General features: G+C 71.5%; 7 protein-coding genes. 3 read left to right on the top strand and 4 right to left on the bottom strand.

The window, feature by feature from the left end; genetic code table 11:
* The first annotated feature begins 50 nt into the window (after window positions 1–50).
* Both VP06_RS23375 and VP06_RS37340 read left to right on the top strand, forming a co-directional pair.
* On the top strand, window positions 51–2,312 hold the full coding sequence (locus tag VP06_RS23375; RefSeq protein ID WP_048466200.1) for an ATP-binding cassette domain-containing protein: 2,262 nt from the start codon (window positions 51–53) through the stop codon (window positions 2,310–2,312).
* A gap of 358 nt (window positions 2,313–2,670) precedes the next feature.
* Entirely contained in the window at window positions 2,671–3,894 is a 1,224-nt protein-coding gene (locus VP06_RS37340) for a hypothetical protein (protein WP_048466201.1), read from the top strand.
* A 35-nt stretch (window positions 3,895–3,929) separates the two neighbouring features.
* Here VP06_RS37340 and VP06_RS23385 read toward each other — a convergent pair whose 3' ends face one another.
* The 4 genes from VP06_RS23385 to VP06_RS23405 form a co-directional block, all read right to left on the bottom strand.
* On the bottom strand, window positions 3,930–5,468 hold the full coding sequence (locus VP06_RS23385) for an FAD-binding oxidoreductase (RefSeq protein WP_048466202.1): 1,539 nt from the start codon (window positions 5,466–5,468) through the stop codon (window positions 3,930–3,932).
* A 585-nt stretch (window positions 5,469–6,053) separates the two neighbouring features.
* A complete protein-coding gene (locus VP06_RS33870) occupies window positions 6,054–9,068 on the bottom strand; it encodes a DNA/RNA non-specific endonuclease (RefSeq protein ID WP_053082003.1) in 3,015 nt (1,004 codons plus the stop codon).
* A gap of 24 nt (window positions 9,069–9,092) precedes the next feature.
* The gene (locus VP06_RS36580) at window positions 9,093–10,310 is read right to left on the bottom strand and encodes a hypothetical protein (protein ID WP_156295734.1); all 1,218 of its coding nucleotides are present in this window, start codon (window positions 10,308–10,310) and stop codon (window positions 9,093–9,095) included.
* A complete protein-coding gene (locus VP06_RS23405) occupies window positions 10,307–11,374 on the bottom strand; it encodes a trypsin-like serine peptidase (RefSeq protein ID WP_048466205.1) in 1,068 nt (355 codons plus the stop codon). The genes VP06_RS36580 and VP06_RS23405 overlap by 4 nt, the downstream gene beginning before the upstream one ends.
* 371 nt (window positions 11,375–11,745) lie before the next feature.
* Between VP06_RS23405 and VP06_RS23410 the strand changes: the two genes are divergently transcribed.
* Window positions 11,746–13,662 carry a caspase family protein gene (locus VP06_RS23410; RefSeq protein ID WP_048466206.1) on the top strand — a complete coding sequence of 639 codons (1,917 nt, stop codon included), beginning with the start codon at window positions 11,746–11,748 and terminating at the stop codon, window positions 13,660–13,662.
* Window position 13,663 lies beyond the last annotated feature (1 nt).

The following is a 13,663-nucleotide window of genomic DNA, read 5'->3' on the forward strand; positions in this document are numbered from 1 at the left end:
GGAGCGGGCGCCGGGAGCCCGGCGCCCGCTCCCCTGCTGGATGTCGCCTGATGTCGCGCGCTGCCACCGCCGCCGAACGCGAACCCGCCTCCCCGCAGGCCGATCCCGACAATGCCGCGATCGAGGCGGTGCTGGGCCGGGTCGAGACGATGCTCGATCCCGCCATCGGCGGCGGGTTCGCGGCCTCCGAGGCGCCGCTCAACGCCGCGATCCGCGCCGTGGCGGCGGTGTTCGGCATCAAGCCCGATGCCGGCGCGGCCCGCGGCCCCGACGAGAGCCTGGAGGAGGCGGTGCCCCGCGTCGCCCGCGCCACGGGCCTCATCGCCCGCGCGGTGGTGCTCGAACCCGGCTGGCCGCGCCGGCACGCCCTGCCGCTGATCGCCGAGCGCCCGGAGGACGGGGCGCCGCTCGCCCTGATCCCGTCCGGCTCGGCCTGGCGGATCGTCGACGGGCTGAGCCCCGGCCGGCCCCGGCGCGCGCCCGCCGGGGACATGGGCTTGCGCCGCGGCTGGGTGCTGAGCCCGGCCCTGCCCGATCGGCGGATCACCGCCCGCGACCTCCTCGCCTACGGGCTGCGCACCAAGACCCGCGACCTCGCCGCCTTCGCGGCGATGACGTTCCTGTCCGGGCTGATCCTGTCGCTGCTGCCGCTCGCCAATTTCGCCGTCACCGACATCGTGATCCCGGGCCGCGATTTCGGCCTGCTCAACCATGTCGCCATGATGCTGCTCGGGCTGGTCCTCGCCACGATGGTGACGCGGCTCGCTGCCGGGGTGAGCCAGCTGCGCCTCGACGGCCGCACCGGCCTGATGCTGCGCACCGCGGCGATCGACCGGATCATCCGCTACGCCCGCATCCAGCCTCCCGGCAAGGTGCCGCCCCCCGCTGCCGCGACGCTGATCACCCATTGCGTCGAGACCTGGCACCGCAGCACCTGGAAGATCGGCCTGACCGTGGCGGGGGGCTTCCTGGTCGCCCTGCCGAGCCTCGGCCTGCTGATGCGGACGGCGCCACTGGCCGGCGCCCTCTGCCTGACCTGCATGGTCGCGGCGGTGGCCCTCGCGAGCTGGATCGCGCGCCGGCAGGTCGCCACGCTGTTCTCCGGTCCGTGCTCGCCGACGAGCTGGATCTCGCTCTCCCACGAGGCCCTGTCCCAGGTCGAGACCGTGCGGGCAATGGGCGCGGAATTGCGCTTCCTGCGCCTCTTCGCCGAGAGCTTCCTCGGCCTCAAGGAGCGCTTCCTCGCCTCCGACCGCCTCGGCAGCACCCTGCACGCCCTCGAATCGGGCCTCGAAGCCCTGCTGATCACCATTGGCGTCGCCGCGACCCTGCTGCTGCACAAGGACCTGCCGGCCCAGGACGGGGTGGTCTTCGCCACCGCCCTGATGACCGTGACCGGCGTCGCCGTCAGCCTGGTCCACGCCCTGTTGCAGGCGAGCATGCTCGGCCTCCAGAAGCGGATGATCCAGGCGCTCCTCGACGGCGTGCCGGCGCCCGAGCGGACCGGCGCCCGGCCCGAGCGCATCACCGGCACCGTCGAGATCGCCGATGCGGTGGTGCGCCGCGCCCCCGGGGCCCGGCCGATCCTGAACGGCGTGTCGCTGCGGATCGCGCCGGGGGAGCATGTCGGCATCGTCGGCGCCTCGGGCTCGGGCAAGACCACCCTGCTCAAGGTGCTGCTCGGCCTCGAAACCCTCGAATCCGGGACCGTGAAGTATGACGGTGTCGACCTGTCGCTCCTCGATGCGGCGGCGATCCGGCGCCAGATCGGCATCGTCGGCCAGTCGGGCCGGCTCCTGCCCGGCACCCTGTTCGAGAATGTCAGCGCCGGCCTGCCCCTGACCGAGGACGAGGCGTGGGACGCCCTGCGCGCCGCCGCCCTGGAGGAGGATGTCCGCGCCCTGCCGCTCGGCCTCTCGACGCCGATCGGCGATGCCGAGCCGGTCCTGTCCGGCGGCCAGATCCAGCGGGTGCTGGTGGCCCGCGCCATCGCCCACCGGCCCCGCCTCGTGGTGCTGGACGAGGCGACGAGCGCGCTGGATCCCGCCGCCGAGGCCCATGTGGCGGCCTCGATCGACCGCCTCGCGGCGGCGGTCGTCACCGTCGCGCACCGCCTCGACACGGTGCGGGCCTGCGACCGGATCTACGTGCTGCACGACGGCCGGGTGGCGGCCTGCGGCACCTTCGCGGAACTGGCCGAAGCGGACGGCGTGCTGAGCGACTTCCTGGCCGCCGAAGGCCGGGCGGGGCGAGCGGGCAACCCCGTCCGCGACCATCTCCGGCGGCTCCAGCGTGACCTGATCGAGGGGTGACGGATTCTGGCGGACAGGACGCGGCCGGACATCCCAGGCCGCAACCCAGATGATCCGTTGCGACTCCGACTTCTTGCACAAGTCGCGGACAGGTTCACCATCACCACCGACCTTTGGAGGCCCGGGTACTCCCCAAGAGTGATGGTCGAGCGAGAGAGGCGCCGCCGAACGGATCCGTTCGGCGGCGCTGTTGCATTGGATGTCGATTTCAGCCCTGGCTGGACCGCGCGGTCAGCGGCAAGATTTCATCAATCTCGATCTTTTCTTTAAGCGCTCGGTAACTGGTTGCCTTAGGGTATGAATAATCTCCGTGCCGTAATGTCTCCTCATCAGGAACGCAGGGGGCGGGGACAAGGACATGGCTCGGAATCAGGCGCGGAAGCTGGCTCAGTTCGACGATGCGATCAACGGCGACGTGCTGAGGCGCGTGGCCGGCGGCGCGGCACAGGCCAAGGCCGAACAGGGCAGCGGCTCGGTCATGGCCATGGCGGCGGTGGCCGACAGTGCCGAAGGCTCGGCCCAGGTCTCGGTCGGCGGCCAGGCCATCAAGGTCAGCGGCGGCGCCTCCGGCGGGGCCTCGGCCGAGGCCGGGGCCGGTGTCACGTCTGGCGGCGGCCAGTACGGCGTCAATGCCGGCTACTCCGCGAGCGCCGGCGGCGAGGTCCATGGTTCGGCCGGCCCGGCCAGCGGATCGGTCGGCGGATCGGTCACCGTGACGGCGGGGGGCAGCGCCGAGGTCCATCACACCGCGAACGACACCGGCGCCTCGGCGAGCGTCGGCGCCAGCATGGAGGCCACCGCCACCGCCTCCGGCTCCTTGAGCGCGGGTGGTGCCTCCTACACGGTCGGCGCCGAGGTGACCGTGAAGGCCGGAACGACCGCCTCCGGCAGCGTCGAGATCCAGCACGGCAACGGCGCCTACGGCGCCGCGGCGGGCGGCGACGCCTATACGGGCTACGGGATCGACGCCAGCGTCAGCGAGGGCGCAAGCATCAAGAACGTCGGCTCGGCCCAGGCCGGCGTGGGCGGCACGGTGGGCGAGATCGCCGGAGCGGGCGGCGCCGCCAATGCGGGCTACGACCACGGCCAGATCTCGGTCGGCGTGAGCGGCGACGTGGCGGCGCTGGTCGGCGTCAAGTTCGACGTGGGCGGCAGCGTCGACCTCAACCCGGAGATCAAGCTCGGCGGGCAGGCGGTGAAGGCGGCGGCTCCGGGCGTGACGGATGCGACCGTGAAGGTCGCGGATGCCGGCACGAAGGTCGCCGGGGAGGTCAACACCACGGCCGACAAGGCCGCTGCTGACACCAAGGCCGCTGCCGACAAGGCCGCCGCTGACACCAAAGCCGCCGCCGACAAGGCCGCCGCCGAGGCGAAGGTCGCCGCCGACAAGGCCGCTGCCGACGCGAAGGCCGCTGCCGACAAGGCCGCCGCCGAGGCGAAGGCCGCCGCCGACAAGGCCGCCGCCGACGCGAAGGCCGCCGCCGACAAGGCTGCCTCCGCCGCGAAAGCCGCCGCCGACAAGGCCGCCTCCGAGGCGAACAAGGCCGTGAAGTCGGTGAAGAAGGCGTTCAAGAAGTGGTAGGGCACTGAGACCAGACCGGCCCGGAGCGGGCCGGCTCAACCGTCCGCATCGCCTTCCGGACGAGCCACCCGGCCCGGCCCGAGGACGAGGCCGGGATCGAGCGCACGGCGTAGCCGCTCCACCACCGCCCCCCAATCGCCGCGCGTGTGCCCGTGGGCGGCGATGCCAGGATGGGCGAGCCGGTAGCCGTGGAACCCCTCCGCGGCAAAGGCCGCCGCGAGGGCATCGCGGCCCCGCATTGCCCGCTCGTCCGCCCCCGGCTCGTCCCGGTCCCAGGCCAGGGAGACGTAGCCGAACAGGGCCCGGACACTCACCGCCTCGGCCCCGCTCATCACGAAGGTGCCGAATCGGTCCGCGACCTCTCCCGTGATGGCCGCCAGGCGTTGAAGGGCCCCGCCCTCGAAGGGCAGGACCGGGCAGAGCCAAACGAAGCCACACCGGTCCCGGTCGGGATCGAGGGCGCCGGCGGGGAGCGAGGGCTTGGCCCAGTAGCAGCTCGTCAGGTTCGCCCCGTCGCTGTGGCCGTACAGGCCCGAGTGATGGCGCGGCGTCGCCGCGTCGGGATCGTCGAGGCCGACCGAATCCGAGACCGGCAGCAGGGCCTGGATCGCGATCGCCCGCTTGGCGTCGGAGAGCATCTCGTGCGCCGCCCGCACCGTGAGCGTCGCCGCCCAGGCGCCGAGGGCCTGGGGGCTCGTAGCCTCCGGCGGGGCCTCCCGGGCGATCGTCACCGAGGCGACCTGCTTGGCGCCGTCCCACAGGAAGGCGTCGTGGCTGTCGATCACCTGGTCCCGCACCAGCCCGCGCAGAACCTCCACGAAGGCGGGCAGCCGCTCGGGCGGGCCGATCTCGCAGGTGATGTAGCCGGCATGCGGGGTGTTCGGCGCCAGCCCGAGCCGCCCCGACAGCACGCAGCCGAACGAGGACTGGCTGAACAGCCCCTCGATCAACGGGCCGGCCGGCCGGCCATGGATCGCCGCGACGCGGTCGGCCTCGAAGCGGCCGAAGCCGGTGCGCAGGCGCTCGCCGGTGGTCAGCGCCACGTCGAGGTCCCAGAGCTGCCCGAACCGGTCGCCGAACAGGCCCGTCCCCTCCCCCCGGTCGAGGGCATTGGCCAGCACGCTGGCATCCGGCGGTCCGCCGAAGGCCGGAACGTGCCAGCCGGCCTCCCGCGCCCGGAGGGCGGCGTGGAGCTGCCGAAAGGTGACCCCCGGCTCGACGCGGACCGAGCCATGCAGGAGATCGATGTCGAGGATGCGGTCGAGGCGCGACAGGTCGAGCATCACCGCATCGCTGACCGGCGCGCGCGAGCCGAGCCCCCAGGCCCGTCCCCGGCTCACCGGATGCAGCGGGCAGCCGAACGCGCCCGCCAGGCTGAGGCAGGCCAATGCCTCCTCGGCGCTGCCCGGGCGCAGGACCGCCAGGGCCCGCCCCGGCCACGGGAAGGTCAGCCGACGCCAGTCGGCGGATTGCGCCGCCGACCTGACATGGTCGCGCCCGATGACCCCCATGCAGGCGTCCAGGAAGTCGCGCGCGCGCGCATCGTCGGGCGCAGCGCCGTGGTGTTCGGTCATGACTGTCGAGGCTCGGACGTCCAGGCGGGGCAAGGCTCACGCGCGGCGGACGGTAACCGCGACGGTCCGGGCCGGCGAGTGAAAATCGCCGTGTCGCGCCCTTCGATCGTTGGCGGTCCGGCATGGGGCGCCCGTGGCGCGCCCGCGCGGGCTCGTGAGACGGTGTCGGCACCATCCGGCCTTTTCACCGGTTGTCGATCCCGGACTTCGATGGTGTGGGTGATTCCCGCGCCGCCCGGGTGGACGACGCCATGGCAGAGCTGTCGTACCAACGGTCGTTTCGACGACCGTTGGTCTCAGGCCGTGCCGCGTGAGCCGGCGCGCGAAGGCGCCGAGCGAGGTCTTGCTCCCACGCCGGGGAGACGCCCCCTCACCTCGGCCAGGGTCGGGTCGGGCGTCGGCGCGACCTGGTCGAGACGAATCGAGGCGTGGTCTTCGAGGTTGGCCGAGCGACGGTCTCCGCCCATCGGGTCTGCGGCGTGGCTAAGCAGACCTGCGTTGGCAGGCCAACGCTTCGTCCGCTTAGATTCTTGTTTTGACGCGGATTTTCGTCGCAAAACCGGCAACCACTTTTGCGAAGTCTGCTTAGAAGACGTCCCAGCCGAGGACTGCGTCGAGCGCGGGGCTCCAGATTCCATCGGAGCGCCGCTTGGGCGGGAGGGTGCGCTGGAAACCGTGCAGCGCCTCCGCGGTCATCGCGCCGAGCGTCCCATCGGGGGATGGAAGTCCGAGCCGAGCCTGGAGCCGGCGAACCGCCTCGCCGCTCGAGCCGAAGCGGAGCCGGCGCAGCTTGTCCCGCGCGGCCGGCTCCGCCAACCGGCCGGTTCGGCGCAGCTCGGACGCGATCGCCGCCTCGGCGCCGGTCAGCAGCATGTATTGGAAGCGCTGGCCTGGGGTCCCGCCGGCGCCCGACTGGCCTGCGGCCGTCCGGAAGGCCGCCCACGGACCCTTGTGGTTGCCGCCGGAATCTGTGCTGCCCACCACGACCTGGCAGCCGAGGGAGGAGAAGTCCGTCTGCGTGGTAAAGAAGGTCGGATGGATGTTGTCGCCCGGGGCCGTCCGGTCGACCATGTCCGTGAGCTGGTATTGCAGGTCGTCGCTGCTGCGTCGGACCACGACGACCCGCTTTCTGGAGGCGGTCTCCCGAAGCAGGAAGCAGCCGGGTCGGGCGTTCAGCGTGCCGTCCCTGCGCAGGGTCGCATGGGCGCCGACGACGTAGCCGTAAAGGCCGGTCGCAAGCAGGTTCCCAGCCTTGCGACTCGTCTTCCAGAGTCGAACGGCCCGACGGTCCGGAACGGTGGAACCCGGGAAGACGGCGACGGTGCCGGCGGCCCGGTCCCAGGCGCCAAGGACGCAGCGCGGGGTGTGGTGATCGGGCCTCTGGTCCCGCAGGACCGGCCGGCCACCGGCTGCGGCATGGTCCTTTACGAGACCGCAGCCCCTGAGCCCGAACAGGACCGGCCGGGCCTTGGCGGGATCGAGGGGAAATGCGTTGAGTTCGGCAAGCAGTTCGAGGTCCGCCGCCTCCAATGTGAAGGTCGCCCCCTCGGCGCGTTCGTCGAGATGGGCATAATCGGGCGAGAGAGCGTCCGGTGCCCAGCGCGGCCGGTCTTCCGCCACGGCCCGCTCCAGGCTGGCCTCCGTGGACGCCGCATCGTCGGCGGCATCGTCCTCGGTGACGTCGACGAAGACGTCCTCGTCGCCAGCCCCCTCCCAGGTCTCTGCGCCGGCCGGGACAGCCCGTCGGACGGCCGGCGCGGCCGTGCCGCCCGGCTCCCGCCCCATGTCTTCGAAACCGGGCGCCATCCCGACGACCTGCGGCGAGACGAGCTCCTCGACACCGCCCTGTGGCAGGCCGGCCTTGAACAGGGCGGCCTCGTTCGCGCGGCGGCGGTCCATCTCCGCCTGAATCGCCGTCCCCTTCCAGATCCGCCGCATCGCCAGGATCAGGCCGGGGATGCGCTCGAAGCGGCGAGCCGTCATGGCCTCGCGAATGCGGTTCATTTCGGTGTAACGGTCCCCGGCCTTGGCGTAGCTCGCGCCGCGGTTGAAGGTCAGAGAGACCAGGGCGCCGAAGGAATCGCCGCCGAGCAGGTCGCAATTGTCGAGCCGGCGGTCGGTGAGGCCGGCGAATTTCGGCAGGGTCGCCGCGCGAAACACCGCCTCCGACACCGCCCAGCCGACCACGACATGCTGAACGGCAGCGAGGAGCGCCTGCATGGCGGCCGGGCTCGCATTGCCGCCGTGGCGGCCGATCGTGACGGCAAGCGCCGCCCGGTCGGCGGCGGGCAAAGCCGCCCAGTCACGGTCGAACTCGGCCTTCCCGACATAGCCGAGGTCGTAGCCGAACCCGATGGTGATGCCGGATTGCCCTTTGGGCCAGACCGGCCGGCTCTTGTACTTCTTCTCGTAGTAGGCCCGACCGCCCGTCTCGTGCTGCACGATCAGGTCGTAGGCCGGCTGCGAGACGTGGTCCGCGGCGCCGCTGCCCAGGCTCTCGAGGAAAGCCGCGACCTCCGGGTCGTCCGCGAGGCTCTCCTCGGCCTCCCGGTCCGCGAGGGCCGCGGCGAGGCCACCATCGTCATCGGACGCTGGCTCGTCCTCCCGCGCGACCTCGACGGTCTCCTCCACGGCGGCGGGCGGCTCCGCCGCGCCGATCAGCAGCAGGTCGGAGGCGCGGGTCGGGAGCATGAGCGCGGGAACGACGCCGTCCATCGACTCCTGCATGCCCCTGCGTTGCCGGTAGGTGTCGGCGGCGGCATAAACGCCGAGATCGAGGCCGGAGAGTTCCGCGATCTCGTCGACGGGCACGAGCCAGGCCGTCCCCGCCTTGCCGTCGAAGGGCACCTGCGCGGATTCGAGGTCGGCCGGCATCACTCCGGCGGGCTGCGTCTGGCGCCAGGCCACCGTCGACAGCCGCCCGCCCGGCCCCTTCCAGGCGACCAGCTTCCAGTATTCTGCCGGGATCGGGAACACGCCGTGGAGGAGCGGATCGTCCTCGCGGAAGACCGGCCCGGTGAGCACCACCGCACGGATCTTCAGCGTGGTCTTCAGGTCGTCGAGAACGATGTCTTCCAGCACGTTCCAGGGGCCGGTATTCAGGGTCTCGGCCTGCGGCGAGGCATTGGTGATGAAGAACGTCTCGAGTTCCGAGCGCTCGGCCGCGCCGGGATCGTCGTCGTCGTGCCAGTTCGGGTCCTGGCGCCGCACCATGTGCCCGAAGGCGAAGTGGTTCTTCCGCGGGTCGAATTGGGGGTCGGGCTTGTCGAAGAAGCGCCTCTCGGGCTGCTGCTCGGGCGCGAGCCGCGGATCGCGGGACCAGACGTCGGGCCTGCGGCGTTTGACGTGGACCCATCGGGCCCCATCGATGTCCACGATCGTCAGGCGGGGCTGCCGGCGCGCCGGATCCATCAGGATGGAGAAGTGGGTGTAGTTCAGCCAGACCTCCCCGGCCCCGGCCTCGGGAAGAGGCAGGGCGACGTCGGCGTCCAGGAAGTCCGGCGCGTGCCCCTTGCGGCGCCGGAGTTCGTCGATCGTGAAGGGAGCGTCCTTCCTGACCGTCGCGCCCTCGAGCGCGCCCTCGAAAACGTCTTCGCCCATCGCTGCCTCCCCGTCGGTGCCACGCTACGCCGCCGTGCCGATGCCCTTCACGAGCCGCCAGTTCGCCTTGTCCCACCGCGCGAAGGCCGGCCCGACATCCATGCCATCGGGATGGGTGCGCAGCACGCCGTCGAGCCCGGCGATCAGGCGTCCGAGCGCGCCGCAGCGGTCGGCATACTCGACCGCCTTGGCGATCGTTTCGCGCCGCCGACGGCGAAGGCCCATCGCCAGATCGGGATCCTCCAGGTCGCCAGGCCGCCACGCGACGGCACCGGCAAGAGCCGGACCGAGCGCCTCGTCCAGTGCTTGGCCGTCGCAGGCGAGCAGGATCGATCGCAGGGCGATGCTCAACTCGGGATTCTCGCCGCGCAGGATCGCGACGCCCTTGCGCGCGGCGAGGCGGTTGGGATCGAGCACGAGCGAGGGGCCGAGCAGCTTCGCAAAAGCCGCCGACCAGTGATCAGGATCGCCGAGGTGTCGGTCCGGCCCGCGAGCGAGCCTTTCCGGACATCCGGGCCCGGCATTCCGGACGAGGAGGGCCGAGGGCCATCGGGATTGAGCCGGGCTTGCGCCAGCGCCGCGACGTCTTCGACGAATGTGTCGAACCGGACCTGCGGGACGCCGACCCGCCTCGGCGTAGCCGCCGGCCAGGACGGCGCTGACGGACTGGAACGCATTGTTCTTGTCGCGGTGCAGCTTGGCGTCGCCTCGACGGGCCGGGATGCGGTCCAAGAAGGCTCGGTCCGCCAAGGCTCGGTCCGCCAAGGCTCGGTCCGCCAAGGCTCGGTCCGCCAAGGCTCGGCGGGCCATATAGCGCGCGACGGCCCTGTCGAATCCGGGAGCCACGAGATCCTTCTTGATCAACTCGAGAGCGAAGCGGCGCAGCCGATTAAACCGCTCGGCGACGGCCATGGCCTCGAAGAGGAAGCCGATCTGATCGTTCGCGCCTGTGTCGGCGCGCAGGTGGATGGGGTGATGCGCGCGCAGCTCGTCCCATACGGCAATCAACACGGGCCATGGGCCGGTCACGCGCCCCGCGAGGGTCTCCAGCCTGCGGTCGCGCTGCCCCTCGGCGGCGTCCGGCCGATCCTCGCCTAAGCAGGCTTGCGTGGACAGGCCACCACTTCGCCCGCTTAGATTCTTGTTTTGTCGCAGATTTTTATCGCCGAACCGGTGACCACTTCGGCGAAATCTGCCTAGGGCCGGATGGGTGCCGGCGGTCAATGCCGGGCTGACGGTCATCCCGGGCTCCGGGCGCGGCCGGCCAGGATCTCGTCGACCTGAGGGCCGATGGTCAGGAAGGAATGGGCCCAGTTGCGCCGCTCGTGATAGCCCGCGAAATGCAGGCCGAGCGTCGTGCGCCCGTCGGAGTCGAGATTGACCACGGCGGAGCCGGAATTGCCGCCCAGGGTGCTGCAATCGTGCGTGAGGATCCAACGGCGGGGATCGCTGCCTGCCGGCAGACCGCCGGGTCCCTCCATGATCTCGCCGGGCGCCAGGCGCTTGAACCCCTTCACCCCGGCGAACAGTTTCGAGAACAGATCGGGCGTCGTCGACTGCGCGTTGCCCGGGAAACCGACGAGGTGAACGCTCTGGCCCTGCGACGACAGGGCGGCCAGGGGAACCCCCGCCCGCGGCGTCGACCCGAGCGGCTCCGGCATCCTCTGCCCCGGCACCGGGCCGAGCTGGAGCAGGGCCATGTCGAGGGTGTCGAAGTTCAGCCCGTCGGCATTGCGGTAGCGGAGAGCGCCGGCCGCGCCCTCGAACAGCACCCGGGCGACCGGGAAGCGCCGGTCGGTCCGCGCCGGGCCGACCTCCTGATGGAAATCGACCGCAATCCCGTCCTTGAGCACCGGCACGCCGCGCTCGTCCCGGACGACCAGGCCGTCGCGCTTGCGCGAGACGGCGTGGAGGACGTGCCGGTTGGTCATCACCACGTCCTGACCGACCATGAAGCCGGTGCCCTGGTAGCCGAGAGGGCGGGCGCTGGGGTCGTCGACCCGCCCGACCGCGGCGCAGACCGCCTGGATCCCCTCCTTCTGGACCGAGAGACGCGGCCCGAAATCCCCGACCGACGGCTGGTTCAGGTCGATGAAGCCGTCGATCACGAACAGGACGGGCCGCGATCCGTCCGTCTTGATGACCGCCTCGAAGCCGGACACCTGACCGGGGCTGAGGATAGCGGCGTCGCCGTCATTCTCGACCCGCGCCAGAGCCGAATCGGCCTGCTTGATCAGGCGCTCGGCGGCGTCGCGATCGACCGGCCGCTTCGTGATCTGCTCCGCATAGTCCAGTTCAGCCCGCAATCTCTCGATGGACTCACGGCGTGACACCAAGTCCCCGAGTGCCGCCCCCGCTGTGTTTAGGGCCGCTTTCGTCGATTCATGACCGGGCTTCGATTTTGCACCTGACATGACACGGGTGTATGTGTGCGCTTGCACCATCACAAAATCCCCGCATGACGACCAGGATCACAACCATATCGAGGGATATTCCACAGAATGATTGTGACGATCTACGACTTTTTGATTGAATTCCGCTGGTATGAATGAAAAAAGCCGATACGTCAAGCGATTCGGATCGCCTCGACATCCATCCATCATGCCCGGCAATCCAAATCCCACTGGCCATGACTTCGGTCGTGCTATAGACTGCGCTCATGCCCGACATGCGATGCTTGGCTATTGGGGTCTCCGACGCACCGCCGCTGGAATTCCTGCGCGGGGCGGCGAACGGCGCCCGGGCGTTCGGGACGTGGGCGCAGTCCCTCGGCACCCGCACGGAGGTGCTGACCGACGAGGAAAAGCCGGTCGGATGCACCGAACTGCGCGCGGCGTTCGAGCGATTGCTGTCGGGGCGCCAGGGCGTCGACTGGCTTCTCGTCTATTTCGGCGGCCACGGGCTCTCGCGCGGCGCGGGCGAGGACCTCTGGCTGCCCTCGGCCTGGCATGCGGACCAGCGCGCCATCTCGATCAACGCGCTGCGCCGCCGCCTGAGCCGCTACGCGGTCCGCCGCCTCACCATCGTCGGCGATGCCTGCCGGTCCCTCCCGGCCGATGCCGACAGCGCCGACCTCGTCGCCGACGCGGTGCTGGGACGCGGCCCGTTCGATCCGACCGAGCCGCGCCTCGACCTGCTGCAAGCCTCCTCGCCGTACCACGCCTCGTACATGGTGCTCGGCGCGCGTCCCGAGGACGACCGCTGCATCTTCAGCGGGGTGCTGGAGGAGGCGCTGTCGGGCGCCCGCGAGGAGGCTTTCGACGCCCGGCGGGGCTGCATCACCAGCGTCAGCCTTGCCGGGTTCCTCGAGCGCGAGGTGCCGCTGCGGGCGGTGCAGTATCTGGTCAAGCTCGAGCCGCACGTCGTCAGCGGTTTCCGCGAGCCGGACGACGTCTATCTCGCGGCGCGACCGGTGCCGCCGCCGTCCCTGCGACCCTGGCCGACCGCGGCCGCGGTCGGCGCGATGGGAAGCGAGCGCGCCGCGCGGGGCGCCGAACGCGGCTGGTCGACGAGGGACGCCACCGGCCGCCATGACAGGGCGGCCAGCCGGGATGTGGCGGACCTCCTCCGCGGCCTTGAAGGGATGGACGAGGCGATCTCCGGCGGGCGGCCGCCCCGGGATCGCGGGCCCGGGCCGATCCGGGACGGCATTGGCGGCGCGGACCGGACCGCCCGCTCCCGCAGCGCTGCGCGCATCAGGTCGTTCAGGATGGCCTACCGGCACGAATCCGCGCGTCCGACCGGCTTCGAGACCGGCAGCGGCTTCTCCCTCGACGGCGCGGCGGCGCAGGGGGCGGTGCTCGGGCGGCATGGATCCGCGGCGGACCAGGGCGGGCGGCGCTGGTGGCGCGCCGAACCCGGGGACGCTGGCATGGACGGGAATCCCTGGTGGCGCCTGGGGCGCCTGATGGCGCCGCTGCCGCTGCTGATCGAACTCGACGACGGGACCTGGTGCGGTGCGGCGGCCCTCCCCGGCTTCATCGGCGCCTTCACGGTCGCCGACGGTGGCGTCGCGAGCCTGATCTATCGTCCGGTGCATCGGCCCGACGCCGCGCGCGAGACCGAGACGGCGGTGGCATGGCTGCGCGCCGGCGCGCTGACCGCCCCGGCCGCCTACGGTCTCGCGGCGCGGCTGCGCGACGACAAGGAGAGCGATCCCGTGCGGAGCGTGCTGGCTGCCTACCTGTATGACACGCAGGGCGACGCCGAGAGCGTGCACCGCACGGCCTGGTCCATGGCCCGCCACGGTCTCCCGATCCCGTTCGACATCGCCGTCCTCGGTCGGATGCCGGCGGCCCGGGATGCGGACGGCTTGCTGTCCGTGACGATCCCCGCCACCCGCTCACGGGCCCCCCGCTCCGCAGCGGAGCGCATCCGACCCTGGACGCATGGCGAGACCGGCGAGATGTCGGCGCCGGTGGCGGGCGCGTTCCCCTGGCTGCGGCAGGGCTGGACCCTGCTGGAGGACGAAGCCCCCTCACCGCTCGTTCCGGACGCCCTCGTCCGCGTGGCGGAGCACGTCCGGCCGTTTCCGTTCACCACCCTGTCGGCCGAAGGCGGCAGGCAGCTCAGGGCGATCGTCGGGAGACTGTGAC

This window comes from Methylobacterium aquaticum, assembly GCF_001043915.1.
In the GTDB taxonomy this organism is placed as follows: Bacteria; Pseudomonadota; Alphaproteobacteria; order Rhizobiales; family Beijerinckiaceae; genus Methylobacterium; species Methylobacterium aquaticum.

Excerpts from the sequence above, each read along its gene's own strand:
- VP06_RS23375 (WP_048466200.1), top strand. The coding sequence starts at position 51 with ATGTCGCGCGCTGCCACCGCCGCCGAACGCGAACCCGCCTCCCCGCAG.
- VP06_RS37340 (WP_048466201.1), top strand. The coding sequence starts at position 2,671 with ATGGCTCGGAATCAGGCGCGGAAGCTGGCTCAGTTCGACGATGCGATC.
- VP06_RS23385 (WP_048466202.1), bottom strand. The coding sequence starts at position 5,468 with ATGACCGAACACCACGGCGCTGCGCCCGACGATGCGCGCGCGCGCGAC.
- VP06_RS33870 (WP_053082003.1), bottom strand. The coding sequence starts at position 9,068 with ATGGGCGAAGACGTTTTCGAGGGCGCGCTCGAGGGCGCGACGGTCAGG.
- VP06_RS36580 (WP_156295734.1), bottom strand. The coding sequence starts at position 10,310 with ATGACCGTCAGCCCGGCATTGACCGCCGGCACCCATCCGGCCCTAGGC.